This is a genomic window from Streptomyces sp. NPDC055815 (genome assembly GCF_053616475.1).
In genome coordinates, this window is sequence record NZ_JBSHDU010000005.1 from 157017 (window position 1) to 182503 (window position 25487).

31 protein-coding genes are annotated in these 25487 nt (G+C 69.5%); 19 read left to right on the forward strand and 12 right to left on the reverse strand.

What is annotated here, in order from left to right; translation table 11 throughout:
* Positions 1 to 15 precede the first annotated feature (15 nt).
* From rpsF to rplI, 4 genes are all read left to right on the forward strand, one after another.
* Complete coding sequence (gene rpsF, locus ACWGN5_RS06040) at positions 16 to 306, forward strand: 30S ribosomal protein S6 (protein ID WP_015034882.1); 291 nt, start codon at positions 16 to 18, stop codon at positions 304 to 306.
* Between the two features lie 74 nt (positions 307 to 380).
* On the forward strand, positions 381 to 965 hold the full coding sequence (locus ACWGN5_RS06045; protein WP_351176423.1) for a single-stranded DNA-binding protein: 585 nt from the start codon (positions 381 to 383) through the stop codon (positions 963 to 965).
* A 57-nt stretch (positions 966 to 1022) separates the two neighbouring features.
* Entirely contained in the window at positions 1023 to 1259 is a 237-nt protein-coding gene (gene rpsR / locus ACWGN5_RS06050) for a 30S ribosomal protein S18 (protein WP_005315025.1), read from the forward strand.
* 18 nt (positions 1260 to 1277) lie between these two features.
* The gene (gene rplI / locus ACWGN5_RS06055) at positions 1278 to 1724 is read left to right on the forward strand and encodes a 50S ribosomal protein L9 (RefSeq protein WP_053640001.1); all 447 of its coding nucleotides are present in this window, start codon (positions 1278 to 1280) and stop codon (positions 1722 to 1724) included.
* Positions 1725 to 1830: 106 nt separating this feature from the next.
* Here rplI and ACWGN5_RS06060 read toward each other — a convergent pair whose 3' ends face one another.
* Entirely contained in the window at positions 1831 to 3168 is a 1338-nt protein-coding gene (locus ACWGN5_RS06060) for an MATE family efflux transporter (RefSeq protein ID WP_453511637.1), read from the reverse strand.
* A gap of 424 nt (positions 3169 to 3592) precedes the next feature.
* Here ACWGN5_RS06060 and dnaB point away from each other — a divergent pair, with 424 nt between their 5' ends.
* Together dnaB and ACWGN5_RS06070 are read left to right on the forward strand one after the other, a co-directional pair.
* On the forward strand, positions 3593 to 5074 hold the full coding sequence (gene dnaB / locus ACWGN5_RS06065) for a replicative DNA helicase (protein WP_453511638.1): 1482 nt from the start codon (positions 3593 to 3595) through the stop codon (positions 5072 to 5074).
* Between the two features lie 45 nt (positions 5075 to 5119).
* The gene (locus tag ACWGN5_RS06070) at positions 5120 to 6502 is read left to right on the forward strand and encodes a serine hydrolase domain-containing protein (RefSeq protein WP_453511640.1); all 1383 of its coding nucleotides are present in this window, start codon (positions 5120 to 5122) and stop codon (positions 6500 to 6502) included.
* A 67-nt stretch (positions 6503 to 6569) separates the two neighbouring features.
* On the opposite strand, the gene ACWGN5_RS06075 is transcribed toward ACWGN5_RS06070, so the two are convergent.
* The 3 genes from ACWGN5_RS06075 to ACWGN5_RS06085 form a co-directional block, all read right to left on the reverse strand.
* Positions 6570 to 7022 (reverse strand): N-acetyltransferase family protein, encoded by a 453-nt coding sequence (locus ACWGN5_RS06075; protein WP_453511642.1) that lies wholly within the window; start codon positions 7020 to 7022, stop codon positions 6570 to 6572.
* 25 nt (positions 7023 to 7047) lie between these two features.
* Entirely contained in the window at positions 7048 to 7506 is a 459-nt protein-coding gene (locus tag ACWGN5_RS06080) for a MarR family winged helix-turn-helix transcriptional regulator (RefSeq protein WP_453511643.1), read from the reverse strand.
* Positions 7507 to 7631: 125 nt separating this feature from the next.
* Positions 7632 to 8495, reverse strand: coding sequence for a GNAT family N-acetyltransferase (locus tag ACWGN5_RS06085; protein WP_453511644.1), 864 nt, complete (start codon positions 8493 to 8495; stop codon positions 7632 to 7634).
* A gap of 113 nt (positions 8496 to 8608) precedes the next feature.
* On the opposite strand from ACWGN5_RS06085, the gene ACWGN5_RS06090 reads away from it, so the two are divergent.
* Together ACWGN5_RS06090 and ACWGN5_RS06095 are read left to right on the forward strand one after the other, a co-directional pair.
* Positions 8609 to 9271 carry an HAD family hydrolase gene (locus ACWGN5_RS06090; protein ID WP_453511645.1) on the forward strand — a complete coding sequence of 221 codons (663 nt, stop codon included), beginning with the start codon at positions 8609 to 8611 and terminating at the stop codon, positions 9269 to 9271.
* Positions 9272 to 9375: 104 nt separating this feature from the next.
* Complete coding sequence (locus tag ACWGN5_RS06095) at positions 9376 to 10569, forward strand: globin domain-containing protein (RefSeq protein WP_453511646.1); 1194 nt, start codon at positions 9376 to 9378, stop codon at positions 10567 to 10569.
* Here the strand turns inward: ACWGN5_RS06095 and ACWGN5_RS06100 are convergent.
* From ACWGN5_RS06100 to ACWGN5_RS06120, 5 genes are all read right to left on the reverse strand, one after another.
* Positions 10566 to 11045, reverse strand: coding sequence for an NUDIX domain-containing protein (locus ACWGN5_RS06100; protein WP_453511647.1), 480 nt, complete (start codon positions 11043 to 11045; stop codon positions 10566 to 10568). The two genes, ACWGN5_RS06095 and ACWGN5_RS06100, sit on opposite strands and share 4 nt — an antisense overlap.
* A gap of 35 nt (positions 11046 to 11080) precedes the next feature.
* On the reverse strand, positions 11081 to 11977 hold the full coding sequence (locus tag ACWGN5_RS06105) for a LysR family transcriptional regulator (RefSeq protein WP_453511648.1): 897 nt from the start codon (positions 11975 to 11977) through the stop codon (positions 11081 to 11083).
* Positions 11978 to 12205: 228 nt separating this feature from the next.
* Positions 12206 to 13345 (reverse strand): cystathionine gamma-lyase, encoded by a 1140-nt coding sequence (locus ACWGN5_RS06110; RefSeq protein WP_453511649.1) that lies wholly within the window; start codon positions 13343 to 13345, stop codon positions 12206 to 12208.
* Positions 13342 to 13833 carry a low molecular weight protein-tyrosine-phosphatase gene (locus ACWGN5_RS06115; RefSeq protein ID WP_453511651.1) on the reverse strand — a complete coding sequence of 164 codons (492 nt, stop codon included), beginning with the start codon at positions 13831 to 13833 and terminating at the stop codon, positions 13342 to 13344. The genes ACWGN5_RS06110 and ACWGN5_RS06115 overlap by 4 nt, the downstream gene beginning before the upstream one ends.
* Positions 13834 to 13842: 9 nt before the next feature.
* Positions 13843 to 14220 (reverse strand): phage holin family protein, encoded by a 378-nt coding sequence (locus ACWGN5_RS06120; RefSeq protein WP_369145338.1) that lies wholly within the window; start codon positions 14218 to 14220, stop codon positions 13843 to 13845.
* Positions 14221 to 14271: 51 nt separating this feature from the next.
* On the opposite strand from ACWGN5_RS06120, the gene ACWGN5_RS06125 reads away from it, so the two are divergent.
* From ACWGN5_RS06125 to ACWGN5_RS06140, 4 genes are all read left to right on the forward strand, one after another.
* The gene (locus ACWGN5_RS06125; protein ID WP_041130210.1) at positions 14272 to 14589 is read left to right on the forward strand and encodes a cupin domain-containing protein; all 318 of its coding nucleotides are present in this window, start codon (positions 14272 to 14274) and stop codon (positions 14587 to 14589) included.
* A 237-nt stretch (positions 14590 to 14826) separates the two neighbouring features.
* Complete coding sequence (locus ACWGN5_RS06130) at positions 14827 to 15045, forward strand: DUF5326 family protein (protein ID WP_453511652.1); 219 nt, start codon at positions 14827 to 14829, stop codon at positions 15043 to 15045.
* 237 nt (positions 15046 to 15282) lie between these two features.
* Positions 15283 to 16053, forward strand: a complete 771-nt coding sequence (locus ACWGN5_RS06135; RefSeq protein WP_453511654.1) for an IclR family transcriptional regulator — start codon at positions 15283 to 15285, stop codon at positions 16051 to 16053.
* Between the two features lie 138 nt (positions 16054 to 16191).
* A complete protein-coding gene (locus ACWGN5_RS06140; RefSeq protein ID WP_189804987.1) occupies positions 16192 to 16632 on the forward strand; it encodes an SsgA family sporulation/cell division regulator in 441 nt (146 codons plus the stop codon).
* A gap of 120 nt (positions 16633 to 16752) precedes the next feature.
* Here the strand turns inward: ACWGN5_RS06140 and ACWGN5_RS06145 are convergent, their stop codons facing one another.
* Positions 16753 to 18075: a YibE/F family protein gene (locus ACWGN5_RS06145; protein WP_453511655.1), complete on the reverse strand. Its 1323-nt coding sequence runs from the start codon at positions 18073 to 18075 to the stop codon at positions 16753 to 16755.
* A gap of 199 nt (positions 18076 to 18274) precedes the next feature.
* Here ACWGN5_RS06145 and thiC point away from each other — a divergent pair, with 199 nt between their 5' ends.
* Positions 18275 to 20071, forward strand: coding sequence for a phosphomethylpyrimidine synthase ThiC (thiC, locus tag ACWGN5_RS06150; protein WP_453511656.1), 1797 nt, complete (start codon positions 18275 to 18277; stop codon positions 20069 to 20071).
* A 148-nt stretch (positions 20072 to 20219) separates the two neighbouring features.
* On the opposite strand, the gene ACWGN5_RS06155 is transcribed toward thiC, so the two are convergent.
* Positions 20220 to 20690: an NUDIX domain-containing protein gene (locus ACWGN5_RS06155; RefSeq protein ID WP_453511657.1), complete on the reverse strand. Its 471-nt coding sequence runs from the start codon at positions 20688 to 20690 to the stop codon at positions 20220 to 20222.
* A 2-nt stretch (positions 20691 to 20692) separates the two neighbouring features.
* The gene (locus tag ACWGN5_RS06160) at positions 20693 to 21439 is read right to left on the reverse strand and encodes an XRE family transcriptional regulator (RefSeq protein ID WP_453511658.1); all 747 of its coding nucleotides are present in this window, start codon (positions 21437 to 21439) and stop codon (positions 20693 to 20695) included.
* A 105-nt stretch (positions 21440 to 21544) separates the two neighbouring features.
* Here ACWGN5_RS06160 and ACWGN5_RS06165 point away from each other — a divergent pair, with 105 nt between their 5' ends.
* From ACWGN5_RS06165 to ACWGN5_RS06190, 6 genes are all read left to right on the forward strand, one after another.
* Complete coding sequence (locus ACWGN5_RS06165) at positions 21545 to 21787, forward strand: hypothetical protein (RefSeq protein WP_453511674.1); 243 nt, start codon at positions 21545 to 21547, stop codon at positions 21785 to 21787.
* A 186-nt stretch (positions 21788 to 21973) separates the two neighbouring features.
* Positions 21974 to 22231: a hypothetical protein gene (locus ACWGN5_RS06170; RefSeq protein ID WP_225801493.1), complete on the forward strand. Its 258-nt coding sequence runs from the start codon at positions 21974 to 21976 to the stop codon at positions 22229 to 22231.
* 27 nt (positions 22232 to 22258) lie between these two features.
* Complete coding sequence (locus ACWGN5_RS06175; protein ID WP_453511659.1) at positions 22259 to 22462, forward strand: hypothetical protein; 204 nt, start codon at positions 22259 to 22261, stop codon at positions 22460 to 22462.
* Positions 22462 to 23586 carry a radical SAM protein gene (locus tag ACWGN5_RS06180; RefSeq protein WP_453511661.1) on the forward strand — a complete coding sequence of 375 codons (1125 nt, stop codon included), beginning with the start codon at positions 22462 to 22464 and terminating at the stop codon, positions 23584 to 23586. Before ACWGN5_RS06175 ends, ACWGN5_RS06180 begins: the two co-directional genes overlap by 1 nt.
* Positions 23583 to 23747 carry a hypothetical protein gene (locus tag ACWGN5_RS06185; protein ID WP_381391685.1) on the forward strand — a complete coding sequence of 55 codons (165 nt, stop codon included), beginning with the start codon at positions 23583 to 23585 and terminating at the stop codon, positions 23745 to 23747. The genes ACWGN5_RS06180 and ACWGN5_RS06185 overlap by 4 nt, the downstream gene beginning before the upstream one ends.
* An 88-nt stretch (positions 23748 to 23835) precedes the next feature.
* The gene (locus ACWGN5_RS06190; RefSeq protein ID WP_453511662.1) at positions 23836 to 24705 is read left to right on the forward strand and encodes a GNAT family N-acetyltransferase; all 870 of its coding nucleotides are present in this window, start codon (positions 23836 to 23838) and stop codon (positions 24703 to 24705) included.
* Positions 24706 to 25487 lie beyond the last annotated feature (782 nt).

A 25487-nucleotide genomic window follows, 5' to 3' on the forward strand; every position in this document is an offset into this window, starting at 1 on the left:
GGAGGTGGGTTCCACATGCGTCACTACGAGGTGATGGTCATCCTCGACCCCGATCTCGAGGAGCGCGCTGTCTCCCCGCTGATCGAGAACTTCCTCTCCGTCGTCCGTGAGGGCAACGGAAAGGTCGAGAAGGTCGACACCTGGGGCCGTCGTCGTCTCGCCTACGAGATCAAGAAGAAGCCCGAGGGCATCTACTCGGTCATCGACCTGCAGGCCGAGCCTGCGGTCGTCAAGGAGCTCGACCGCCAGCTCAACCTGAACGAGTCGGTCCTCCGGACCAAGGTCCTCCGTCCCGAGACCCACTGAGCTTCTAGCTCAGAGGTCATCGGGTTCGAGTAGCAACACAGCAGCCAGAAGCAAACCCGCCGAGAGGTTCCCCCATGGCAGGCGAGACCGTCATCACGGTCGTCGGCAATCTTGTCGACGACCCCGAGCTGCGCTTCACCCCGTCCGGTGCGGCGGTCGCGAAGTTCCGTATCGCGTCCACCCCCCGCACCTTCGACCGTCAGACCAATGAGTGGAAGGACGGCGAGAGCCTCTTCCTGACCTGCTCGGTCTGGCGTCAGGCGGCGGAGAACGTCGCGGAGTCGCTTCAGCGAGGCATGCGCGTCGTCGTGCAGGGCCGGCTGAAGCAGCGGTCCTACGAGGACCGTGAGGGCGTCAAGCGCACGGTCTACGAGCTGGACGTCGAGGAAGTCGGCCCCAGCCTCAAGAACGCCACGGCCAAGGTCACCAAGACCACCGGTCGCGGCGGCCAGGGTGGATACGGCGGCGGCGGCCAGCAGGGCGGCGGCGGTGGCGGCTGGGGTGGAAACTCCGGCGGTCCCCAGCAGGGTGGCGGCGGTGCTCCCGCCGACGACCCGTGGGCGACCGGCAGCCCCTCCGGCGGCGGCCAGCAGGGCGGCGGCGGTGGCGGCTGGGGTGGAAACTCCGGCGGCGGCTACTCGGACGAGCCCCCCTTCTAGGGCCCAGCCCCGGAAGCAGCTCGTACCCCCACTTCTTGATCACACAGGAGAAACACCATGGCGAAGCCGCCTGTGCGCAAGCCTAAGAAGAAGGTCTGCGCGTTCTGCAAGGACAAGACCGCGTACGTGGACTACAAGGACACGAACATGCTGCGGAAGTTCATTTCCGACCGCGGCAAGATCCGTGCCCGCCGCGTGACCGGCAACTGCACGCAGCACCAGCGTGACGTCGCCACGGCCGTCAAGAACAGCCGTGAGATGGCGCTGCTGCCCTACACGTCCACCGCGCGATAAGGGAAGGGTGACCGAAAAATGAAGATCATCCTCACCCACGAGGTCTCCGGCCTCGGTGCCGCTGGCGACGTCGTCGACGTCAAGGACGGCTACGCTCGCAACTACCTGGTCCCGCGCGGTTTCGCGATCCGCTGGACCAAGGGCGGCGAGAAGGACGTGGCGCAGATCCGCCGCGCCCGCAAGATCCACGAGATCGCGACCATCGAGCAGGCCAACGAGATCAAGGCCCAGCTCGAGGGCACGAAGGTCCGCCTGGCCGTTCGCTCCGGCGACGCCGGCCGTCTCTTCGGCTCCGTGACCCCGGCCGACATCGCCTCGGCGATCAAGACCGCGGGTGGCCCCGACGTCGACAAGCGTCGCGTCGAGCTCGGTTCGCCGATCAAGACCCTGGGCTCGCACCAGGTGTCCGTGCGTCTGCACCCCGAGGTTGCCGCGAAGCTCGGCGTCGAGGTCGTCGCCGCGTAACGCTGCCCTTGGCAGTCTGCGCTCAGCAGTGAGGAAGGGCCGCACCCCTCGGGGTACGGCCCTTCCGCTGTTCTCCTCTCCTGTTTCACGTGAAACAGGACGTGTGTCAGCGGGTGGCGCCCGTGACGATCCAGCGGCCGGAGCGCATGCGGAACCAGAGGGTGCCCATGCGGACCGTCATCATCAGGGTCATCGCCCACCAGAGCGCCGTCAGCCCGCCGCCGAGCGTCGGGACGAGGAGCGCGACCGGAGCGAAGACCGCCAGCGTGATCAGCATGGCCCAGGCCAGGTAGGGCCCGTCTCCCGCGCCCATGAGGACGCCGTCCAGGACGAAGACCACGCCGGAGATCGGCTGGGAGAGTGCGACGACCAGGAGTGCGGGGAGCAGGGTGTCCTGCACGGTGGTGTCGCCGGTGAAGAGCGGGACGAACAAGGGGCGGGCGACGATGAGCAGCGCGCCGAGCACCACCCCGGAGACCACGCCCCACTGGACCATGCGGCGGCAGACCTGCCGTGCGCCGTCGGCGTCGTCCGCGCCGAGGTAGCGGCCGATGATGGCCTGGCCCGCGATGGCGATCGCGTCGAGCGCGAAGGCCATCAGGCTCCACAGGGACAGGATGATCTGGTGGGCGGCCACCTCCGCGTCTCCCAGCCGGGCGGCGACGGCCGTGGCGATCATCAGGACCGCGCGGAGCGAGAGCGTACGGACCAGGAGCGGGACGCCGGCCTGGGCGGAGGCGCGGATGCCGGCCGGGTCGGGACGGAGGGAGGCGCCGTGGCGCCGGGCGCCCCGTACGACCACGACGAGGTAGGCGGCGGCCATGCCGCACTGGGCGATGACCGTGCCCCAGGCGGAGCCGGCGATGCCCAGACCGGCCCCGTAGACCAGGCCGATGTTGAGTGCGCCGTTGGTCGCGAAGCCGGCGATGGCGACGTAGAGGGGTGTACGGGTGTCCTGGAGGCCTCGCAGGACGCCGGTGGCGGCCAGGACCACCAGCATGGCGGGGATGCCGAGGCTGGAGATCCTGAGGTAGGTGATGGCGTGCGGGGCGGCGGTGTCCGAGGCGCCGAAGACGTCGACGAGCCAGGGTGCGGTGGGCAGGGTCAGGGCGACGACGGCGACGCCGAGGAGGAGCGCGAGCCAGATGCCGTCCATGCCCTGCCGGATGGCGGCCGGGAGGTCGCCCGCGCCCACGCGTCGGGCGACGGCGGCCGTGGTGGCGTAGGCCAGGAAGACGAAGACGCTGACGGCCGTGGAGAGCAGGGCCGCGGCGATCGCGAGGCCCGCGAGCTGAGGTGTGCCGAGGTGGCCGACGATGGCGCTGTCGACCATGAGGAGCAGCGGCTCGGCGACGAGAGCACCGAAGGCCGGCAGGGCGAGGGAGACGATCTCGCGGTCGTGCTGTCGGCGGACGGCCTTGGGGGTCGCGGGGGCCAGAGTCATGGGCTCAATCTAATCTTCCACAGGTAAGAGATGCAATGCCTAAGTGATCCTTACTTTTCACTGGTGCGGGGCTTCGGGTGTGGGCCGTTTGTTCTGATCTTGGTCCAGGGGGAGAACTTTTTCTCCCCCACAGCCCGTGGATGGGAAACGTGCAGGTCAGATGTGTGAGGGCGGGGGTGTTATGAGTTTGTCCACATGGCTGTCCCCCGCTCCGTGCACAGGATCCGGCGAGTTCTCCACAGCATCTGGCCCTTCACCCACAGGGCCTGTGGATAACCAGATTGGCTGACGCCTCCCGCGGGCCTACCGTGGTCCGGCGCCCGACGCGCCAGAAGCGGTCGCAAAGCCACTCTTTGATCAAGGCCGTGGCGTAAGAAAGAGTGGCAAGGCGAGGTCCGCGGAGCGGACGGGAGGAGGTGGCTTGGTGAGCGTTACCGAGCCCATGGACGACCCCTGGGCCGACAGCGGACCGAGCGACCGGCTGCCCACCCGTACCCGAGGCGAAGGGCGCGGCCGTGGCCGCGGGCGCGACGACCAGCACGAGCGGGGCGGCGACGGTCCCTGGGACGGCGGGCTCTCCGGCTTCGAGCGCGTTCCCCCGCAGGATCTCGACGCCGAGCAGTCCGTCCTCGGCGGCATGCTCCTCTCCAAGGACGCCATCGCGGACGTCGTGGAGATCATCAAGGGCAACGACTTCTACAAGCCGGCCCACGAGACCGTCTACGCGGCGATCCTCGACCTCTATGCCAAGGGCGAGCCGGCCGACCCGATCACGGTCGGCGCCGAGCTCACCAAGCGCGGCGAGATCACCCGCGTCGGCGGCGCCTCCTACCTCCACACCCTGGTCCAGTCGGTGCCGACCGCGGCCAACGCCTCGTACTACGCGGAGATCGTCCACGAGCGGGCGGTCCTGCGCCGCCTCGTGGAGGCCGGCACCAAGATCACGCAGATGGGCTACGCGGCCGACGGGGACGTCGACGAGATCGTGAACTCGGCCCAGGCCGAGATCTACGCCGTCACCGAGCAGCGCACCACCGAGGACTACCTGCCGCTCGGCGACATCATGGAGGGCGCGCTCGACGAGATCGAGGCGATCGGCTCCCGCAGCGGTGAGATGACGGGTGTGCCCACCGGCTTCACCGACCTCGACTCGCTCACCAACGGACTGCACCCCGGCCAGATGATCATCATCGCGGCCCGTCCCGCCATGGGTAAGTCGACGCTCGCCCTGGACTTCGCCCGGGCGGCCTCCATCAAGCACAACCTGCCCAGCGTCATCTTCTCCCTCGAAATGGGCCGCAACGAGATCGCGATGCGACTGCTCTCGGCCGAGGCCCGGGTCGCGCTCCACCACATGCGTTCCGGCACGATGACCGACGAGGACTGGACCCGGCTCGCCCGCCGGATGCCCGACGTCTCCCAGGCCCCGCTGTACATCGACGACTCCCCGAACCTGTCGATGATGGAGATCCGCGCGAAGTGCCGCCGGCTCAAGCAGCGCAACGGCCTCAAGCTCGTCATCATCGACTATCTGCAGCTCATGCAGTCGGGTGGTTCCAAGCGGCAGGAGAGCCGTCAGCAAGAGGTCTCCGACATGTCGCGAAACCTGAAGCTCCTCGCCAAGGAGCTGGAACTGCCGGTGATCGCGCTCTCCCAGCTGAACCGTGGCCCCGAACAGCGCACGGACAAGAAGCCGATGGTCTCCGACCTGCGTGAGTCCGGCTCGATCGAGCAGGACGCCGACATGGTGATCCTGCTGCACCGCGAGGACGCCTACGAGAAGGAGTCGCCGCGCGCGGGCGAGGCGGACATCATCGTCGGTAAGCACCGTAACGGCCCGACGGCGACCATCACCGTGGCCTTCCAGGGCCACTACTCCCGTTTCGTGGACATGGCCCAGACCTGATCCGTTCGGGAAGTCCCGTGGCGGGGATCGCGTTGGATGGTGTCTATGACGACATCATTCGAAGCATTGCTGCCCGGGACCGAGCGGGCCCTGCTGCACCGTGTCGCGGTCGCCCAGACCGAGGGGCGGACGCCCTCCTTCGTGGGGGCGGTGGTCCGCGACGGAGCGTTGGTGTGGAGCGGCTCGCGCAGCTGTGTGGACGGCCACGCGCCCGACGCGGACACCCAGTTCAGGATCGGGTCCATCACCAAGGTGTTCACCGCCGTGCTGGTGATGCGACTGCGGGACGAAGGCCTGCTCGGGCTCGACGATCCGCTGGAGAAGCACCTGAAGGGCACGGGCGTCGGTGAGGTGACGATCGCTCAACTCCTGACCCACAGCGGCGGTCTCGCGGCCGAGACGTCGGGCGCCTGGTGGGAGCGGTCCTCCGCCGAGCTGCGGCCGGAGCTCTCCGACGTGCTGGGGGAGCAGCCCTTCCTCCAGTCGCCGGGGCGCCGCCACCACTACTCCAACCCCGGCTACACGCTGCTCGGTTCACTCGTCGAGGCGGTGCGCGGAGTGACCTGGGAGGAGGCGCTGCGGCGCGAGATCCTGGAACCGCTCGGGATGAGCCGTACGACGCTCGATCCCGTCGCTCCGCACGCGGGCGGCTGGGCCGTGCACCCCTGGGCCGACGTCATGATGCCCGAGCCCTCCGAGGACCTCGGCCTGATGGCACCGGCCGGGCAGCTCTGGTCGACGGCCGCCGACCTCGCCCGGTTCGCCGCCTTCCTCGCGGCGGGGGACGAGCGGGTGCTCGCCACGTCCTCGGTGGAGGAGATGCGGGCCCCGGCCTCGCCGGCCGGGGAAGGCGACTGGGAGGGCAGCTACGGGCTCGGCCTCCAGCTGCTGCGCAGGGACGGCCGCACCCTGATCGGTCACACCGGCTCCCTCCCGGGCTTCGTCGCCTGTCTGTGGGTGAGTGTGGACGACGGACTCGCGGGGATCGCCCTCTCCAACGCCACGTCGGGCCCGCTGGCGGGGGCTGTGGCCTCCGATCTCGTACGGATCGTGGCGGAGGCGGAGCCGCGGCTCCCGGAGCCGTGGCGGCCCCTTCCCGAGGCCGAGGTCGACGAGGAGCTGCTCTCCCTCACGGGGCCTTGGTACTGGGGCACGTACGCCTACGGGCTTCGGCTCGGCCTCGAGCGGAGCGTCGTGCTCGAACCCCTGCGGGGCGCCGGCCGACGGGCTCGGTTCCGAGCCCTTCCCGAGGGTGGCTGGGTCGGGCTGAACGGCTACTACGCGGGGGAGACGCTCCGGGCGGTGCGGCGCGCCGACGGCAGCGTGAGCCATCTCGACCTCGGGTCGTTCGTCTTCACGCGCGAGCCGTACGACCCGGCGGACGCGGTCCCCGGCGGCGTGGACGAGGCGGGCTGGCGCGGTCTCTGACCCGCCGATCACGGGTCTTTGGATGATGTTTCACGTGAAACCGTGCTGTTTCACGTGAAACACGTCATCAGAGGCTCTTCTTGAAGCCCACGTGCGAGGCCTCGAAGCCCAGGCGCTCATAGAAGCGGTGGGCGTCGGTGCGGGTGACGTCCGAGGTCAGCTGGACGAGGCGGCAGTCCTGGCGCTCGGACTCCGCGACCGCCCACTCGATGAGCTGCGTGCCAAGACCGCTGCCGCGCTCGTCGGAGTGAATGCGGACTCCCTCGATGATCGACCGGGTGGTGCCCCGACGGGAAAGCCCCGGGATGACCGTCAGCTGGAGGGTGCCGACGACCTTGTCCTCGCGGACGGCCACGACCACGTGCTGGTTCGGGTCGTTCGCGAGGCGCTCGAAGGCGGTGAGGTAGGGAGCGAGGTCGTCGGGGGATTCGCGCTGTGCGCCCAGGGGGTCGTCGGCGAGCATCGCGACGATGGCCGGCAGGTCCTCCGCGGTGGCGGGGCGTATCTCAAGATCGCTCATGCCCCGCAGCGTACGCGCGCCCGTGTCACGCGGGCGCGCCCACGCCCTCCACGACCTGGACGAGCGCTGCCAGCTCGGGGTTCTTGGCGGCTTCGTCGAGGGCCTCGCGCAGTGCGCTGTCGTTGGTGGGACGGGCCTCTTCGAGGAGCTTCATGCCGGCCTCGGTGACATCGGTGTAGATGCCGCGCCGGTCGGTGGCGCAGAGGTAGCGGGTGAGCAGGCCGCGGTCCTCCAGTCGGGTGACGAGCCGGGTGGTGGCGCTCTGGCTGAGCACGACGGCGTCGGCGACCTGCTTCATCTGGAGGTGGCCGCCGGGGCCGCTGTGCTGACGGCTGAGGACGTCGAGCAGCGAGTACTCCCGCACGCTCAGACCGTGCCCGGACTCCAGGGCCCGCTCGAGGTGGGCCTCGATCCTGCCGTGCAGCAGGGAGAGGGCGCACCAGCGCTGGGAGAGCGCGGTGAGTGCGGGGTCCGTCGCGGTCATGGTCTCTCCTCGGTCTCTCCTCGGCGCCGGAGCGGCGTGTGGTCCAGGGTAGACGAAGCGACGCAATTATGCGCGTCTGCAAGTAAACCGAGCCGGCGGCTGTCCCTGACCGGCAGCGCCCGTCCCTAACCGGCGGCGACCGTCAGGGGAGCGAAGCGGCGTCGCCAGTCACCGGGGAGGTCGGGCAGGGAGCGGATCATCACCGACGTGGTGGTGATCGTGCCGATGCCGTTCTCCTTCGCCCAGCTCAGCAGCGAGGTGTGGCGTACGTCGATGTCCGTGCGCAGCGGGCGGTCGGTGGCGGCGGCCAGGGAGGCGATCAGGGCCTTGGCCGTACCCGGGTCCCGGGCGATCAGGGGGCCGATGACATGGGTGTCCATATTGGGCCATGCGGCCGCGAAGCCGGTGAGCTCGCCGTCCTCCTCGGCGACCCGGAGGTGGTCCGCGAACGCGGGGAGCCGGGCGATGAGGTGGGTGCGGTCGAGCCCGAAGACCTCGTGGTCCAGGCGCAGGACGGCCGGGAGGTCCTCCGCCGTGGCCGGGCGGACCGGGATGTCCGGGGCGGGTGCGGTGAAGGTGAACCGCCCGCGCACCATCTCCGAGCGGCTCGTCTCGGTGAAGCCCAGCTGCTCGTACAGGGGCTGTCCGTTCGCCGTGGCGTAGAGCGTGAGCGGGGTGTCTCCCGCCTCCGCCAGGACGTGCTGCATGAGCCGGCGTCCCACGCCCTGGCGGGCGTACCGCTCGGCGACGAGCACCATGCCGATCGCGGCGAGCCCCGGACCGTAGGAGGTGACCATGGAGCAGGCGGCGAGGCCGGGGCCGTCGGGGTCGTCGATGCCGTAGCCGGTGCCGGCGGTGAGCAGCAGTCCCCACTTGTGCTCCTCGCGTGGCCATTCCCGGTTCTCGGAGAGGTCGGCGCAGGAGAGGAGGTCCTCCGGCGTGAGACGGCGGATCGGGAGCTGAGCGAGGGGAGCGGGGGAAATCGGCATGCCTTTCAGGCTGTCCGACGCGATGATCTCTCGTCCACCGCTTTATGGGATCCGGCCGAGCCCACGGACCGATACCCCTGGAAGCGTTGATTCCGTCCCGTGCCGCACGGACGATGTTTCACGTGAAACCCCGAGACACCCGCACGCGACGCCTGCACCTCTTCGACCTCGACGGCACCCTGATCCGGGGCTCGGCCGCCGCCGTGGAGATCTCCCGACAGCTGGGCCTGGTGGACGAGATCACCGCGCTGGAGGAGGGGTTCCTGCGGGGGCTCACGCCGGACGAGTTCGCCGTCCAGGCCCACGCGCTGTGGTCCGCGCTCACCCCCGAGCAGGTCGCGGCGGCCTTCGAAGGGGCGCCCTGGCTGATGGGCATCCGCGAGGTCTGGGCGGACATCCGGGCCCGGGGGGACCGCTGCGCCGTCATCTCCCTCTCGCCCGACTTCTTCGTCGAGCGGCTTCTCGACTGGGGCGTCGACACGACGCACGGTTCGCTCTGGCCGGCGGTCCCCTTCACCGAGCCGATCCACCGGCCGGGCATTCTCAACGCGGGGGCCAAGGTGCGCATCGCGCGGGAGCTCTGCGCGGGGTACGGAGTGGACCCGGCCGACTGCGTCGCGTACGGGGACTCGATGTCGGACGCGGAGCTCTTCGCGATCGTGCCGGAGACCGTGGCCGTGAACGCGGACCACCATCTCGCGCCGCTCTCCCGCCACAGCTACGTCGGAGGGGACCTGCGGGAGGCCTACGCCCTGGTCCGAAACAGCGCAGCCTAGCCAGAAACCCGGGCCTATGGCCCGAGAATGCCACTTTCTGCCCGAAGCGCCGACCGGAAGCGCCATCCTGCGACCAGGAAGCCGGCCAGCGCGAGGCGAGGCAGATGATGGATGCTCCGACCACCACGACGGACGAACGGGAGTCCCCGACGCCGGACGGGAAGGAACCCCGGATATCCGAGGGACCCTCCGCCGACGCCGTGCTCGTCCGGCGCACCCTGGCGGAGATCGCACCGGTCGCCGACCGGGTGACCTCGTACTTCTACGCCCTGCTCTTCACCCACCACCCCGAGCTGCGCGAGATGTTCCCCGCCGCCATGGACACCCAGCGGGACCGGCTCCTGAAGGCCCTGCTGACGGCGGCCGAGCACATGGACGACGCCCCGGTCCTCACCGCGTACCTGGAGAACCTCGGCAGGGGACACCGGAAGTACGGAACGCAGGCCGCCCACTATCCGGCCGTCGGCGAGGCCCTCATCGGCGCGCTCACGCGGTACGCCGAGAAGAGCTGGGACGAGGAGACCGAGGCGGCCTGGGTCCGCACGTACACGACGATCTCCCAGATCATGATCGACGCGGCCGCGGAGAACGAGCGGACCGCGCCCGCCTGGTGGCAGGCCGAGGTGGTCTCCCACGATCTGCGCACCCCGGACATCGCGGTCGTCACGCTCAGGCCCGACCAGTCGTACCCCTTCCTCGCCGGGCAGTACACGACGCTCGAGACCCCGTGGTGGCCCCGGATATGGCGTCACTACTCCTTCGCCTCGGCACCCCGGCCGGACGGGCTGCTCTCCCTCCACGTCAAGGCCGTCCCGGCCGGCTGGGTGTCCAACGCGCTGGTCCACCGGGCCCGCCCCGGGGACGTGCTGCGGCTCGGTCCGCCGGCCGGCTCGATGACGGTCGACCACTCCACGGACACCGGCCTGCTCTGCATGGGCGGTGGCACGGGGATAGCGCCGATCAAGGCGCTCGTCGAGGACGTCGCCGAACACGGGGACCGGCGCCCGGTCGATGTCTTCTACGGGGCGCGCAGCGGCCACGACCTCTACGACATCGACACGATGCTGCGGCTGCAGAAGACCTTTCCGTGGCTCTCCGTCCACCCGGTCACCGAGGAGCAGGGAAGGCTCCCGGACGCCGTCTGCCGCTACGGCCCGTGGAACGAACGGGACGCGTATCTCTCGGGCCCGCTCGACATGGTCCGCCGCGGGGTCGACGCACTGCGCGGGGCGGGCGTCCCCTCGGACCGCATCCGCCATGACTTCCTCGCGGAGCTCGCCCCCGCGACCACCGGTTAGCCCAGGTCGGGGGCGTGCATCGCGCGGACGCCCTCGATGTTGCCGTCGAGGTAGTGGCGCAGGGAGAGCGGGACGAGGTGCACGGCGGCGATGCCGACCCGGTTGAAGGGCACCCGGACGATCTCGTACTCGCCGACCGGCTCCTCGATCTCGGGGCCGTGGCGCAGGGAGGTGTCCATGGAGCCGAGCCGGCACACGAAGAAGTGCTGGACCTTCACCCCGGAGACTCCGCCGTCGACGATGTGCTCGACGGTGTCGACGAAGCAGGGCACCACATCGGTGATCTTGGCGCCGAGCTCTTCGAGCACTTCGCGGTGCAGGGCCTCGACGACAGTGGCGTCGGTGGGCTCCACGCCGCCGCCGGGCGTGACCCAGTAGGGATCCATTCCGGGCTTGGTCCGCTTGATGAGGATCAGGTCGTCCCCGTCGAGCAGGATGGCGCGTGCGGTGCGCTTGATCACGGGCCGTTCGGTCATGGGAAGAAAATGGCCCGTCCGAGGTGTCCTGAAACTCACCAGTTCCCGGCGGCGCGCAGCAGCTCCTCATGCGCCCGCGCGAGAGGGGCGAGCGCGAGCGTCCCCGTCCGTGCGACCAGGAAGTACGTCCGGAGCGGAGGCACCGGGGGGTCGAGCAGCGCCACGAGGTCCCCTCGCAGCAGGGCTTCCTCGCAGAGGTAGCGCGGCAGGACGGCGAGCCCGGCACCGGAGGCGGCCGAGTCCCGCACGGCCCGCAGGTCGGGGGCGATGACGGTGGCGGCGTCCGCCGGTTTGGTCTCGAAGACGCTCGCCCAGTAGCGGGAGACGAAGGGCAGCGACTCATGGACCTCGACCACCGGCAGCTGTTCCAGGACCACCGCGCCCTCGCCCAGGAGCACCTCGGGGGAGAGCCGGGTGGCCCAGCGCGGAGCCGCGACCAGGACGTGCTCCTCGTCGCAGAGCGGGGTGGAGACGAGCAGACCGCCGCGGGGGCGGGCGGCGGAGATGGCCAGATCGTGATGGCCCGCGGCGAGCCCGTCGAGGATCTCCTCGGTGGTGCCGGGGAAGGAGGCCCGTACGGCGAGCCCCTGCTGGACCAGTGGGGTGAGGGCGGGCAGCGCACGGAGCGCGGTGAACTCAGGTGGCCCGGCCAGATGGAGGGTGCGGACCCCGCTGTCCTCGTCGACCCCGGTCTCGGCGATCTCCACGAGGGCGTCCAGATGGGGCGCCGCGCGGTGCGCCAGTTCGTCGCCGATCGTGGTGGGGGTGACGCCGCGCGCCTGTCTGAGGAACAGCGGCCGCCCCAGCTGTCGTTCCAGGGTGCGGATCTGGCTGGTGACGGCGGGCTGGGAGAGGCCCAGGAGCGCGGCGGCGCGGGTGAAGGAGCCGGCCCGGTGCACCGTGACGAACGTGCGCAGCAGGGCCAGATCCATGTCCGCCCCCTCCCGGCCGTGCGGCCGTTCGACTCAGGCGGTCGGCTGACTGCGCCTCAGGACCGTCCAACTATAAATAAGTCGATAGGTCGCTGTCGCTACCGTGATTGGACACTGACGCACAGTCAACTAGCCTTGTTCAGGCGGTCTCCGCGCGTGGAACCGAGGTCGTTCCGAGCCACGAGGGGGGAGGCTCGGAGCGTCCTCGGTCCGTGCCCCGACCCCTGATCAGCCCGCGCTTCCGGCCTCGTCGAGGGCGCGCAGCACATCGGCGATCAGGTCCTCCGGGTCCTCGGCCCCGACCGAGAAGCGGATGAAGCCCTCCGCGACCGCGTCCCCGCCCCAGCGCCCGCGCCGCTCCGCCGTGGAACGCACCCCGCCGAAACTGGTGGCGTCGTCCACGAGCCGCAGCTCCTCCAGGAACCGTTCGGCGCGCTTGCGGTCCGCCAGCTCGAAGGAGACCACCGGTCCGAAGCGCCGCATCTGCCGGGCGGCCACCGCGTGCGAGGGGTCGTCGGGCAGGCCGGGGTAGCGAAGCCCGGTGACGTCCGCGCGCTCGGCGAGCGTCCGCGCCAGTGCCAGCGCGGTGGAGCACTGCCGGTCGATCCGCAGCTGGAGCGTGGCGAGCGACCGGTGGGCGAGCCAGGCCTCCATGGGGCCGGGGATGGCGCCGACGATCTTGCGCCAGCGTCGTACCTCCGCCGCGAGACGAGGATCCCGGCAGCTCACATGGCCGAGCAGGACGTCACCGTGCCCGGTCATGCCCTTGGTGTCACTGGCGACGGAGAAGTCCGCGCCCAGAGCGAGCGGGCGCTGGCCGAGCGGGGTGGCGAGGGTGTTGTCGACGGCGACGAGCGTCCCGGCCGCATGCGCCTCCGCCACGAGTCGGCGGATGTCGCAGACGTCGAGACCCGGGTTGGAGGGGGTCTCGATCCACAGCAGCCGGGCCCCGTCCAGTACGGACAGCTGGGCGTCGCCGCCGGTCGGCGCGGTGCGGACCTCGACGCCGTACGCCCGCAGCTGCTCGTGCAGCAGGGGCAGCGCCTGGTAGCCGTCGGACGGCAGCACCACGGCGTCGCCGGCCTTCAGCTGGGAGAGGAGGACGGCGGAGATCGCGGCCATGCCGGACGCGAAGACCAGCGTCTCCACGCCCTCCTCCCCCGGTGCCTCGAGCTCGCCGATCGCCCGCTCCAGGTGTGTCCAGGTGGGGTTCTCGTCGCGGCCGTAGGTGTACGGGCCGGTCGGCTCGCCCGGCAGGTGGAAGTGGGCCGCGAAGACCGGCCCCGGCAGGGTCGGTTCGTACTTCACGGGCTCGGGCAGTCCCGCCCGTACCGCCCGGGTGCCGTCGCCGAGTTCCTCGTGCGTCACGGTGTCCTTTCCTCCAGTTCCGTGCGTACGGCCGCGAGCAGTCCCTCGCTCGCGGCCTCCACCATCTCCAGGCACTCCTCGAACTCCTCGCGGCCCCCGTAATAGGGGTCGGGGACGTCGAGTCCGGCCCCGGCGGCCGGGTCGTAGGAGCGCAGGAGCCGTATCCGCGCCGCCTCCTCGGGGGTGCGGGCGAGCCGCCGGAGCTCCCGCAGGTGCCCCTCGTCCAAGGCGATGACCAGATCGAGGTCGGGGAACCACGCGGAACGGAACTGCCGCGCGGTGTGCGCGGAGGTGTATCCGTTCTCGTCGAGCACGGCGACCGTGCGCGGATCGGCTCCGTGGCCCTCGTGCCAGCCTCCGGTGCCCGCGCTGTCGATCACCACCAGCTCACCGAGGCCGGCCTCCTCCACCCGACGGCGGAAGACGTGCTCGGCCATCGGCGAGCGGCAGATGTTGCCCGTGCAGACGAAGCAGACGCGGTAGGCCATGGTTTCCACTCAGTCGCCGTCGGGGAGCACGACGTTCAGCGCCCAGGAGACGACGGAGATGATCAGGCCGCCCAGGACGGCGGTCCAGAAGCCCTCCACGTGGAAGCTGAGGTCGAGCTGATCGGCCAGCCAGGACGTGAGGAGCAGCATCAGGGCGTTGACCACCAGGGTGATCAGGCCGAGGGTCAGGATGAAGAGGGGAAGCGTCAGCAGCTTGACGATCGGCTTCACCAGGAAGTTCACCAGACCGAAGACCAGGGCGACGAGGATGAGCGTCCAGGCCTTCTTGCCGGTGCTGTCACCGGTCAGGGTGATGTCCTGGAGCAGCCAGATGGCGACTCCGAGAGCGCCCGCGTTCGCGAGCGTCTTGACTACAAAATTCTTCATGTGTCTGATCGTGGCAGACATGATCGGGCCAATGGCAGGGGCGAGCAGGCGATGAAGGCATTCCGGCTGGACGAACTGGAGGCGGAGCGCGCCGCGAACAAGGGCGCGTACCTCCAGTTCCTGCGCGAGCGGAACATGTCGGTGGGCCTGTACGCGCTGGACGCCGGGGAGCTCGACCCGCAGCGGCCGCACGGCCAGGACGAGGTGTACTTCGTGGTCAGCGGCCGGGCGGCGATCACGGTCGGGACGGAGACGACCCAGGTGGCGCGCGGCAGCGTGGTCTATGTGCCGGCCGGGGTGGAGCACAGGTTCCACCACATCAGCGAGGACCTGCGGGTCATGGTGGTCTTCTCCCCACCGGAGGGCTGAGCCGGCCCGGGAGATCGAGCCGGACCCGGAGCCTGAGCCGGCCCCGGAGGCCGAGCCGGACCCGGAGGCTGAGCCGGACCCGGAGGCCGAGGGGTGCGGGAGACCCTGAGCCCCTAGGGGGCGGATCAGGGGAGAGCGGGGGCCGCAGGGCCCCCACGGGCTTCCTCCCGCCCCTAGCCTGGAGAGTGTTCGGGCGCGGAGTGCGCCGAGCGGTTCTTCGAGAGCGAGGTAGGGACGATGGCCGTACGAGAGATTCTCGCGGGGATGCCCTGGTGGGTGAAGTGGGTCGCCATACCCCTCCTCGCCCTGTTCGTCTTCGGCGGACTGATCACCAGCGTCCTGACCTTCGTGGTCGCCGTGCTCTTCAAGGTGCTGCTCTTCGTGGCGCTCGTCGCCGGACTGATCTACGTCGTACGCAAGTTCAGCTCCTCCGGCCGGTCGCGCGAGGACTGGTAGCACAAGCTACTGATCAGTATGAAGCCGATGGAGGGCATTAGCCCGCGCGAGGGAACGCGCCCGGCTAATCAGGGTGTGGGCCCTGGGGCTGCCACTAGAGTGGAATCTCTCCGCCGCGTTGGGGACTACAGGCGTAGACCTCCATACTGACCAGCGGTTTCCCAGGCCCGGCGGGCGCGCGGGGGCGGCCCCCGCGGGCGGGTGCACTGCATCCGTCGTCACGCCTGGGGGTGACCTTTGGCCACGGCTACGCAGACGGCTGCGCCTACCCTGATCGGCTCGGTACAGCGGGCGCTGAGACTCCTGGAGGCCGTTGCCTCCCATGCGGAGGGCGCCCCGGCCAAGCAGCTCGCCCGTGAGACGGGCCTTCCGCTGCCCACCACGTACCACCTGCTCCGCACCCTGACGCACGAGGGCTATCTGCTCCGCGACAAGGGTGTGTTCGTCCTTGGCGACGCCGCCGTCCGACTGGCCGGCGGCGGAGATGTGCAGAATCGTCGCATCAAGATCGAAGACTCCCTGGCCCATTGGCGGGACGAGATCGGCGTACCCATCTACTTCGCCCTCTACCGCGAGGGGGAGATCGAGCTCGTCGCCGTCGCCGACACCCCCAACGCCCCCGCGGTGGAGGAATGGGCCGACTTCCGCGAGACCGCGCACGCCCACGCGATCGGGCAGTGCCTGCTGAGTCAACTCGATCTGAAATCTCGTCAAGACCACCTTGACCGGCATCCGGTGGAAGCCATCACTCCGTACACGGTGCGTAACCAACGCGTCTTTTTGGAGCGTTTGGGCAGTTTGGACCGAATGGCGCCCGTGGTGGAGCGTCAGGAATATGCGCTCGGCACGGTCTGCGCCGCCATCCCCATCACCGCGGGCTCCACGGCGGCCACGATGGCCATTTCCCTCCCCCTTCACCAGGAAGAACGGTTGCTCCCGGCAGTCGAACGACTACGTACCGAGATCGGAAGGCTCTTCGGTTCGCTCGCGTTCTCTATCAGTATCTGAAAAATCACTCCTTGTGATCTGCTAACGCGTACAGCACGATTGCGTCAAGAGGGCCACGGGGGATCATTCCTGGCCGTTTCGGTCACAGCTTTCAGCAGCTGTGTTTACACAACTGCTTCATCTACTGCGGGGTACATGATGCGAGAGTCGGTTCAGGCCGAGGTCCTGATGAGCTTCCTCGTCTCCGAGGAGCTCTCCTTCAAGATCCCGGTCGAACTCCGATATGAGACCCGGGATCCCTACGCGGTGCGGATGACCTTCCACCTTCCCGGAGACGCACCCGTGACCTGGGCGTTCGGACGGGAGCTGCTGCTCGACGGCATCAACCGGCCGAGTGGGGACGGGGATGTGCACATCGCCCCGACGGAGCCGGAGGGGCTCTCGGACGTCTCCATCCGGCTCCAGGTCGGCGGCGACCGCGCGCTCTTCCGGGCCAGCGCGCCGCCGCTGGTCGCCTTCCTCGACCGAACGGACAAGCTCGTTCCGCTCGGTCAGGAACGGACACTGGGCGACTTCGAGGACCACCTGGAGGCCGCACTGGGCCGGATTCTGGCCGAAGAGAACGCCGGACCCGCCTGAGCGGGCACCCACTGAGCCGGCCGACCCGAGCCGCCTCAGCCGAACTGCCCCGCCTGCGCGCGACCGTTCGAGCCGGACCCTCCCCGAGCCGGGCCGGCCCGAGCCCTCAGCACGTCCACCTCACTTGGCGCGGCGGCGCCGCCCTCCCCGTCCCGCCGCGGGCTTCACGCCGCCGGAAGCCGGCCGGTCCGCGGAGACGACCAGCGCCGCGAGCGCCGTGGTGACCGGAACGGACGCCACCAGACCGATCGACCCGACCAGCGTCCGGACGATCTCCTGGGCGACCAGCTCGCTGTTCGCCACCGTCCCCATGCTGCTCTGGGCGATCGAGAAGAGCAGCAGCAGCGGCAGGGCGGCGCCCGCGTAGGCGAGCACCAGCGTGTTCACGACCGAGGCGATGTGGTCGCGGCCGATCCGGATCCCGGCCCGGTACAGGCCGCGAGGCCCCATCCCCGGATCGGCCTGGTGCAGCTCCCAGACGGCCGACGTCTGGGTCACCGTCACGTCGTCGAGCACACCGAGCGAACCGATGATGATCCCGGCCAGGAGCAGACCGGACATGTCGATCTCCGGATACAGGCCGTGGATCAGACCGGTGTAGTCGTCGGTGTTGCCGCTGAGCGAGGTCCAGCCGATGAAGAGCGAGCCCAGCAGACCGATCAGGAGCAGTGAGATCAGTGTGCCGAGCACGGCGACCGAGGTGCGGGCCGAGAGGCCGTGGCACATGTAGAGCGCGATCAGCATGATCGCGCTCGACCCGACCACCGCCACGACCAGCGGGTTCGACCCCTCCAGGATCGCCGGCAGGATGAAGTACGTCAGCACGAGGAAGCTCACGGCGAGCGCGATGAGCGCCATGACGCCCCGCATCCGGCCGACCAGCACGACCGCGACGGCGAAGATGCCGGCGAGCACCGCCAACGGCAGCTTGCGGTTCACATCGGTCACCGAGTACTGCAGGTCGCGCGGGGCGTCGGGGGCGTACGCCACCACCACGCCCTGGCCCTCGTGCAGTTGACGCGGGGCGTCCGGCTGCACGATCTCGACGAACCTCCGCCCCTTGTCCGGGCCGCTGGTGACCTCGATCGTCGCCTTCTCGCACTGTCCCTGCTGGGCGTTGACCGCCTCGCGGCCCTCCGGAGTGGAGGTGTCGCCGGTCGGCGGGACCTGGGCGGCGTTCACGTCCTTGCAGTCGACGTGCTCGACGGAGACGACCTTGCCCTGCTGGGTCTGCCGGTCGAAGCCGACGCCGGTGCGCTCGTGCGCCGGGGTGCCACCCGGCCAGAGGACCACGAGCCCCACGACGACCGCGGTGGCGAAGGGGATCAGGATCGCGGCGATGACCCTGCGCAGATGCCGAGAGACGGGAGCGGCGGGGCCGTGGCTGTGGGAATGGGAGTGCTCATGGCCGTGAGGTTCGGGGGTCTGCTGGGGGGAAGTCACCGACCGATCATCGCAAGAACGGCGGGGGCCCACTGTTCAGCACGCCCGGGATGACGCTAGCGTGGTGGCACCTTTGCACACGCGGGAGCTCGGAGCACCGGGCTGAGAGGGCGCTGATCACCGTACGCACGTACGGGAGGAGGCTGCGCCGACCGCCGAACCTGTTACCGGGTAATGCCGGCGTAGGGAGATCGGTCTCATGACCATTCAGGATGCACGCACGCCTGCCTCCGACCAGAACCAGACCGACGGGCAGGAGCGCACGCCGGGCTGGCACAAGGGGTACGTCCAGGGCTCGCGCCCCGACCTCCGGGTGCCCGTCCGTCAGGTGCACCTCACCAACGGCAAGGACGTCACGCTGTACGACACGTCCGGCCCGTACACCGACCCCACCATCGACACCGATGTCCGGCGGGGCCTTCCGCCGCTGCGCGAGAACTGGATCATCGCGCGCGGCGACACCGAGGAGTACGCGGGCCGTCCGGTCCGCCCCGAGGACGACGGCATCAAGCACACCTCGCCGCGCGGCGGTGGTCTGAAGAACCTCGACGCCGTCTTCCCCGGGCGTCCCCGGCTGCCGCGCCGGGGCCGCAGCGGCGAGGCCGTGACCCAGCTCGCGTACGCCCGCCGGGGGGAGATCACCCCGGAGATGGAGTACGTGGCCATCCGCGAGAACGTCTCCCCCGAGGTCGTACGGGAGGAGATCGCCGCGGGCCGCGCCGTGCTGCCGGCGAACGTGAACCACCCGGAGATCGAGCCGATGATCATCGGCAAGCGGTTCCTGGTGAAGGTCAACGCCAACATCGGCAACTCCGCCGTCACCTCCTCCATCGAGGAGGAGGTGGAGAAGATGACCTGGGCGACCAAGTGGGGCGCCGACACGGTCATGGACCTCTCCACCGGCCGCAACATCCACACCACCCGCGAGTGGGTGCTGCGCAACTCCCCCGTGCCGATCGGCACCGTGCCGCTCTACCAGGCCCTCGAGAAGGTCGACGGCAAGGCCGAGGAGCTGACCTGGGAGATCTACAAGGACACGGTCATCGAGCAGGCCGAGCAGGGCGTCGACTACATGACGGTGCACGCCGGCGTGCTCCTGCCGTACGTGCCGCTCACCGCGCGCCGCAAGACCGGCATCGTCTCGCGCGGCGGCTCGATCATGGCCGCCTGGTGCCTGGCGCACCACAAGGAGAACTTCCTCTACACGAACTTCGAGGAGCTCTGCGAGATCCTGGCGGCGTACGACGTCACCTACTCGCTCGGCGACGGTCTGCGCCCCGGCTCGATCGCGGACGCCAACGACGAGGCGCAGTTCGCGGAGCTGCGGACGCTCGGCGAGCTGAACACGATCGCCAAGCGGCACAACGTGCAGACGATGATCGAGGGCCCGGGCCACGTCCCGATGCACAAGATCAAGGAGAACATCGACCTCCAGCAGGAGATCTGCGAGGAGGCGCCGTTCTACACGCTCGGCCCGCTGACCACGGACGTCGCCCCGGCGTACGACCACATCACCTCGGGCATCGGCGCGGCGATGATCGCCTGGTGGGGCACGGCGATGCTCTGCTACGTCACGCCCAAGGAGCACCTGGGCCTGCCGAACCGCGACGACGTGAAGACCGGCGTCATCACGTACAAGATCGCGGCCCACGCGGCGGACCTCGCCAAGGGCCACCCGGGCGCCCAGGAGTGGGACGACGCCCTCTCGGACGCCCGCTTCGAGTTCCGCTGGGAGGACCAGTTCAATCTGGCCCTCGACCCGGACACCGCCCGCGAGTTCCACGACGAGACCCTCCCGGCGGAGCCCGCGAAGACGGCGCACTTCTGCTCGATGTGCGGGCCGAAGTTCTGCTCGATGAAGATCAGCAGAAGCATCACAGAGCAGTTCGGCGGCGACTCGGACGCCACGCCGGAGGAGATCGAGGCCGGGATGCTGGAGAAGTCGAAGGAGTTCGCCGCTTCCGGCAACCGCGTCTACCTTCCGCTGGCTGACTGACCTGCGCAAACGAGGCTGATCGACGGCAATCCGGGGGGAGTCGTCGGTCAGCCTTCGTCGTTCTGCGGACTGATCTTTTGACGTCGGAGCGTCCACCGGCACATGTTGGGGGCGGTCAGACAGCGGCAGCCGGTTGGAGCAGATGAGGTCAGCCGAGATAGGGCTGCTCGCGGTGCTCCATGAAGTGGCTGAGCCTGAGTCGCTGCGTGTGGTGCATCGGAAGTTGGTCCAGCTCGTCTGGAGAGACGAACCGTAGCTCCGTCGACTCGTCGGAGATCGCCAGTTCCCCGCCGACGATCCGCGCGGTGAAGCAGACGTTGAATTGCCGGCGCACCTCGCCATCCGTGTAGGCGATGATGTGCCTCGGGTCGGTGTACGTGCCGACCAGCCCCGTGATCTCCACGTCCAAGCCAGTCTCTTCCTTGACCTCGCGGACGGCCGTGCCGGGGAGCGAGTCGGTGAGGTCCATGCCCCCGCCGGGGAGGGCCCACAGGTCGTTGTCGCGTCGGCGCTGGAGCAGGATGCGCCCCTGCTCGTCGGTGACAACGGCCGAAGCTGCGACGACCATGCTGTTCGGCTTGGGCGCGTTCGGGTCGTCGTAGTACTCGGTCCGTGCCATGGTCACCCCTCGTGCCGTACGGGCGTCGCTGTGGACCACACCGCGTTGAAGCTCTCGGCGTAGGTGTCGAACATGCCGCCTTCGCCGCTTCGCCGAAGATGCCAAACCGGGGCCCCGTACGCGTTGACCCCCCAGACGTGGGCATTGACCAGCAACTGATCATCGGCGCGGTAGAGCGAGTTGTAGAGCGTCGTCCCGTGGGTCCGGATGTCGATGCCGGGCACGCCGATCAAGGGCCGGTAGTGCATGAGCGCCAGTTGGCAACGGGACTCGATGCCGTGCCCGAACTTCTCCTCCTGGCCGCGTGCCCGAACGTTCTCGCTCTCGGCGTCGCCCACCGCGATCCGGATCGCGCAGCCGTCTGCGGCTCGCTCTCGCAAGAGCTCATTGAGTCGGGGATACGCCTCATGCAAGAAGACGGCGGCGTACACCAACACGTCGATGTGCTCGCGGGCCTGCGTAAGCATGTCCACGAACGCGGATACGGGGATGTCCGCCCGCTGGTCGTAGAGCGCCACGAGCTCCGGGCTGATCGCTCGCGCCGCGCGCGCCTGCCGGAGTGCCGGCCAGAGTGCGTGCACGTCTTCTCCTAGGGTCTCTGCCGCCCGCATGGCTGTGACACGGCGTGGCGTACGTCCGAGATTGACCCATCGCTCAACGGACTTGGGGTCTACGTCGACCTTTTGCGCGAGGGTGGCGTACGTCCAGCCTCCGTCCGCCATAACGGCACGAAGCCTCTCGTTCGGCATGAGTTTCCCCCTGATCCTTGGGACGGCACTAGGGACGTTCTACCTGACGCGGGACGTCCCGAAGTGGGGTTTGGTGGAGGTTCCGACGTCCTTATGAACGGCAGCATGCTCGTGCCCATGGCGAGCAATCAGCAGGCCAGACCCGGAGTCGGCGAACTGGCCAAGGACCAGAAGACCGGACGCATCGGCCTCGTCATGGGCGAGATCGGTGGACGTGTTCAGATGCGACCGATGAACGGTGGCATCGAGTGGGACGCCATGCCCGATGACGTCGTGGCACCCCAGGCGCGGGAGGAACTGAGCGCGCGCCTGGCCGTGAAGAACAACAACAGCCGGGTCGGCCTGTGATGCGCGTCATCGGCCGGTACGCCGGCGTCCTCCTCGTGATCTGCATCAGCGCTTCGTGCGGATTCGTGATCGGGATCGCCCTCGGTACTGGCACCTAGACCGGTCCGCCCTGGACGGCTGCCGAATCCGCGGCTCCCCGTCTGTGCATGTCGCGGCAGGGGGCCAAGACGTACGCCTGGAGGTGCAATGAACGGTTCCACGAGTCAGATCGTCACGACGGTTGGTGACGGCGTCCGTCTCGGAGACGTGATCACGATCGGCGGAAACCCGCACACCGTGACGAACGTGCGACGGGTCGCGGGCGGGCGAAAGGTCTTGGAGTTCGCCGACGGCAACGTCTACGTGCTGGGCCCCGCGCTGCCCATCCAGGTCATGCGGACGTCGCGGACGAGGGTGCGGCTCGTGGCCGGACGAGACGGACTTGCCCGCGTGGCCCTGTCCTGATCCTTCTTCTGCACGGAGGTTCCCTGCGTGGCAACTGCTCCATCCACCCTGACCCGGTGCCCTCTCCCTCCTCGCAACGAGAGCTGCGGGGACTGCGGCGGCAGCGGTGCCGACTCGTCCGGCAAGAGCTGCGGCACCTGCAACGGGCTGGGCGAGATCTACTGCCGCGTCGCCGACCGCCAGGGCGTACGCGTGTCGTCGCGCTTCTCGATCCGGAAGGACTACCACTGATGGCCCACGCTCTGATCGCCTCCCCGTTCCTTGACGGGCACCTGCTCCTCAAGCCCGGTGCCAGGGCTGGGGCTCGCATCCCCGCCGAGCACTACGAGGGCCTGCGGCAGGCCGCTGCCGACGGTGAGGCTCTGCCCACCTGGGCGGTGCAGACCGCGTCCGACGTGTGGGGTATCGACCTGAGCGGCCGGCCCGCGCAGGGCACGGTGCTGGTGCGCGAGCCGTCCCCGTACGGCTACTGCCGGGCCTCCTGGGAGATCAACCTCGGCTGCAACTTCGGCTGCAAGCACTGCTACCTCGGCGAGCGGCCGTTCTCCGGCCTCGGCTGGGAGGACAAGGTGCGGCTCCTGGACATCATGCGCAAGGCCGGCGTCCTCTGGCTCCAGATCACCGGTGGCGAGCCCACCATGGACCCGGACTTCCAGGGCGCCTACCGGTACGCCTGGCAGGCCGGGATGATGCTCACCATCTCCACGAACGGCTCGCTGCTCTGGCGGCCGGACCTCCTCAAGCTCTTCCGGGACTCTCCGCCGTACCGCCTGGTGGTCAGCATGTATGGGGCGAGCGAGGAGTCCTTCGACGCGCTCACCCAGCGCCGTGGTGCGTGGAAGGCGTTCCGGCGCGGCATGGACGCCGCACGCGAGGCGGGGTTGCCACTGCGTATCAACGTCGTGGTGACCGAGGACAACGCTTCCGAGGCCGACGAGATGGCCGCCCTCGCCGACGAGTGGAACGTGGAGAACCACGCGTACACGAACATGACGCCCACGATCTACGGCGGCGGTGAGCCGCTTCTCGCCCAGTCCGCCGCCCACCTGCGGCAGCGCAAGCCGTTCGCCGGCTGCAACGCGGGGCACACCTTCTTCCACGCCGACCCGCACGCCAAGGTCTCGATCTGCAAGGTCGGCCGCGACGACCAGATCGACCTCATGGCCGAAGGCATCGACGGCCTCACCCGGCTCGGCGCCATCGCCGACCGCCTCATGCTTCGCACCGGTGGGTGCGAGGGCTGCGCCCTGTCCGGCACCTGCCGGGTCTGCCGCCCCCTGGCCAAGCACTACCAGGAGGCGAAGGCGCCGCTGCACAGCTACTGCCAGCACGGAGACAAGGAGAACGCCTCATGACCCCGCCCGTACCGGTGACCATCCTCCCCGGCCCGCCGACCTCGGCCCGCCGCGCCGCCCCGCCCGTCGCCGCTTCGGCGGTCACCGCCGTCATGGACCTGGACGTGGTCGTGGAGAGCGCGGAGTGCTCCTGCGACGCCGGTGACGACAACCCCCACTAACCGACAGAATCCGGTCGGTTCCGTTCAGGCCCTGGCGTCTTCGCGTCGGGGCCTGAGCCCTGGCCGACCGACCATTAAGGTGCCGCTCATGTTCTTCCGCTGGGACTGGCTCCGGCCCGTGTTGACCACGCCGATCGTGCCGACTCTCGGCCCCGTCCACCCCCACGTCCTCACCGTGGATCTCTTCGAGGACACGCTGCGGGCGGCCGTCGCTGACCGTTCCTTCCTGCACTACGACAAGGATCGGCGTTGGAGCAGCGAGAAGGACGAGACGGTTCTTCGTGGCGACGTGGTCCACCAGTCCGATCACACTCTTATCCCCACGCTGACCCGACGCGGACGTGGCACCGTCAAGGTCTTCGCCTACGGGCACCGTGACAGCGTCGTGGACGATGCGGCCGAACTGTCCGCGAAGCTCGCCGTCGTGCATGACGTGGTCAACGCGAGGGTCGTGCGCCCGCTCGGTCCTGAAACCGCGTTCCCGCGTGGCACCCGCATTCAGCTTCAGGACTTCACCGCCCGCCCCTGCCCCGACCCCGGCGGCCCGGTCCGGCCCGTCACCGACTGGCCGGCCACTGTGCAAGAGACCTTCGCCCCGTTCGCCTCGGCCATGGCCGCCGATGGCCTGGCCTTCCTTCACGGGCAGATGCAGGCCGGCCGGTGCGGCCCGGTACTCGCTGCCGCCGTGGACGGTCGCATCGTGGGCGCGATCGGCCCGATGGAAGTACGCCCCGACGCGATCGGCTGCCCCCAGCTCATGCCCCAGTACTTCGCCGTCCTGCCCGAGGCCCGGGGGCAGGGCCTCGGGCGCGTTCTGTGGCGGGCCGCGATGCACTGGGGTCAGTCCCATGGCGCCGCTTACCAGCTCCTACAGACCGAGGTCGGCGGCCCCTCCGACAGGCTGTGCCAGGCCGAGGGGCTGACCTCCCTCGGCTTCAGCCACACCACACGGGCGTAGTGGGATCGCGGCCTGACCTACGACAACGAAAGACCGGACCACCCCTTGGCCTGGACAGCATCCGGGGTGGTCCGGTCGTGGAATCCCTGATCAGGACCCCGGTGCCGATGGTACCGGGGTGGTCGTCGTGCCCGGAGACGGGCTGATCCCAACCCCGCTTTGGACTTGTCGAGTTGGAGAGGAGCGCGCGGCGTGCGGTTCGGCCGGCCTCGTTGTCCTGGTGAGCTGATGGGTGGTGCACGTGACATCGCGTCCGGCTGGAGCGGCTTTGGCCGGTGGCCTGCCCGGTCTGGGGTCGGGCATGTTCAGGGGGCCGTACGCTGGCCCGGCAACTCGGGCAGGCTTTGCCCCTGCCCGGAATTTGAACGAGTGGCCCCCTGGACTTGCCCGACGCGGGACCCGGACCGGGGAGGTGGGTAAAGCCGTGGAAGCCGGTCGCCCCAGCCACAGGGCCTCGGCCACGTACCGCGCTTCTGTGAACGTCGGAGGGATCGGCTCGTCGGGGCCGGCGTGTTGGTGCGCCAGTAGTTGGACATCCGCCGGGTGCTTTGCGGGGCGCTGTCTGGCGGTGCGACTGCGGGCGGTTGGGTTGCTTCCTGACTCATCCGGTTCGCCTTCGGGCTTTTGCGGCGCGAGTGGACCGGCCGCCGGAGCGGTGGCGGAGACAAGGAGCGTCGGCGGGCGGGGGGCGCCGCGCCCCGGGGGGCCCCCGGGGGGGGGCCCCGGGGGAACAAAAAAAAAAAAAAAAAAAACAACGCCGGGGGGGGGGGGGGGCCGCGCGC

What these genes read in the sequence shown, in the direction of transcription:
- ACWGN5_RS06190 (WP_453511662.1), top strand. Translation starts at nt 23,836, where the DNA reads ATGTTCTTCCGCTGGGACTGGCTCCGGCCCGTGTTGACCACGCCGATC.
- ACWGN5_RS06115 (WP_453511651.1), bottom strand. Translation starts at nt 13,833, where the DNA reads ATGGCCTACCGCGTCTGCTTCGTCTGCACGGGCAACATCTGCCGCTCG.
- rplI (WP_053640001.1), top strand. Translation starts at nt 1,278, where the DNA reads ATGAAGATCATCCTCACCCACGAGGTCTCCGGCCTCGGTGCCGCTGGC.
- ACWGN5_RS06130 (WP_453511652.1), top strand. Translation starts at nt 14,827, where the DNA reads ATGGCCGTACGAGAGATTCTCGCGGGGATGCCCTGGTGGGTGAAGTGG.
- ACWGN5_RS06165 (WP_453511674.1), top strand. Translation starts at nt 21,545, where the DNA reads ATGCTCGTGCCCATGGCGAGCAATCAGCAGGCCAGACCCGGAGTCGGC.
- ACWGN5_RS06095 (WP_453511646.1), top strand. Translation starts at nt 9,376, where the DNA reads ATGATGGATGCTCCGACCACCACGACGGACGAACGGGAGTCCCCGACG.
- rpsF (WP_015034882.1), top strand. Translation starts at nt 16, where the DNA reads ATGCGTCACTACGAGGTGATGGTCATCCTCGACCCCGATCTCGAGGAG.
- ACWGN5_RS06090 (WP_453511645.1), top strand. Translation starts at nt 8,609, where the DNA reads ATGTTTCACGTGAAACCCCGAGACACCCGCACGCGACGCCTGCACCTC.
- ACWGN5_RS06085 (WP_453511644.1), bottom strand. Translation starts at nt 8,495, where the DNA reads ATGCCGATTTCCCCCGCTCCCCTCGCTCAGCTCCCGATCCGCCGTCTC.
- ACWGN5_RS06170 (WP_225801493.1), top strand. Translation starts at nt 21,974, where the DNA reads ATGAACGGTTCCACGAGTCAGATCGTCACGACGGTTGGTGACGGCGTC.
- ACWGN5_RS06125 (WP_041130210.1), top strand. Translation starts at nt 14,272, where the DNA reads ATGAAGGCATTCCGGCTGGACGAACTGGAGGCGGAGCGCGCCGCGAAC.
- rpsR (WP_005315025.1), top strand. Translation starts at nt 1,023, where the DNA reads ATGGCGAAGCCGCCTGTGCGCAAGCCTAAGAAGAAGGTCTGCGCGTTC.
- ACWGN5_RS06155 (WP_453511657.1), bottom strand. Translation starts at nt 20,690, where the DNA reads ATGGCACGGACCGAGTACTACGACGACCCGAACGCGCCCAAGCCGAAC.
- ACWGN5_RS06100 (WP_453511647.1), bottom strand. Translation starts at nt 11,045, where the DNA reads ATGACCGAACGGCCCGTGATCAAGCGCACCGCACGCGCCATCCTGCTC.
- ACWGN5_RS06075 (WP_453511642.1), bottom strand. Translation starts at nt 7,022, where the DNA reads ATGAGCGATCTTGAGATACGCCCCGCCACCGCGGAGGACCTGCCGGCC.
- thiC (WP_453511656.1), top strand. Translation starts at nt 18,275, where the DNA reads ATGACCATTCAGGATGCACGCACGCCTGCCTCCGACCAGAACCAGACC.
- ACWGN5_RS06185 (WP_381391685.1), top strand. Translation starts at nt 23,583, where the DNA reads ATGACCCCGCCCGTACCGGTGACCATCCTCCCCGGCCCGCCGACCTCG.
- ACWGN5_RS06180 (WP_453511661.1), top strand. Translation starts at nt 22,462, where the DNA reads ATGGCCCACGCTCTGATCGCCTCCCCGTTCCTTGACGGGCACCTGCTC.
- ACWGN5_RS06080 (WP_453511643.1), bottom strand. Translation starts at nt 7,506, where the DNA reads ATGACCGCGACGGACCCCGCACTCACCGCGCTCTCCCAGCGCTGGTGC.
- ACWGN5_RS06160 (WP_453511658.1), bottom strand. Translation starts at nt 21,439, where the DNA reads ATGCCGAACGAGAGGCTTCGTGCCGTTATGGCGGACGGAGGCTGGACG.
- ACWGN5_RS06070 (WP_453511640.1), top strand. Translation starts at nt 5,120, where the DNA reads ATGACGACATCATTCGAAGCATTGCTGCCCGGGACCGAGCGGGCCCTG.
- ACWGN5_RS06120 (WP_369145338.1), bottom strand. Translation starts at nt 14,220, where the DNA reads ATGAAGAATTTTGTAGTCAAGACGCTCGCGAACGCGGGCGCTCTCGGA.
- ACWGN5_RS06140 (WP_189804987.1), top strand. Translation starts at nt 16,192, where the DNA reads ATGCGAGAGTCGGTTCAGGCCGAGGTCCTGATGAGCTTCCTCGTCTCC.
- ACWGN5_RS06060 (WP_453511637.1), bottom strand. Translation starts at nt 3,168, where the DNA reads ATGACTCTGGCCCCCGCGACCCCCAAGGCCGTCCGCCGACAGCACGAC.
- ACWGN5_RS06045 (WP_351176423.1), top strand. Translation starts at nt 381, where the DNA reads ATGGCAGGCGAGACCGTCATCACGGTCGTCGGCAATCTTGTCGACGAC.
- ACWGN5_RS06105 (WP_453511648.1), bottom strand. Translation starts at nt 11,977, where the DNA reads ATGGATCTGGCCCTGCTGCGCACGTTCGTCACGGTGCACCGGGCCGGC.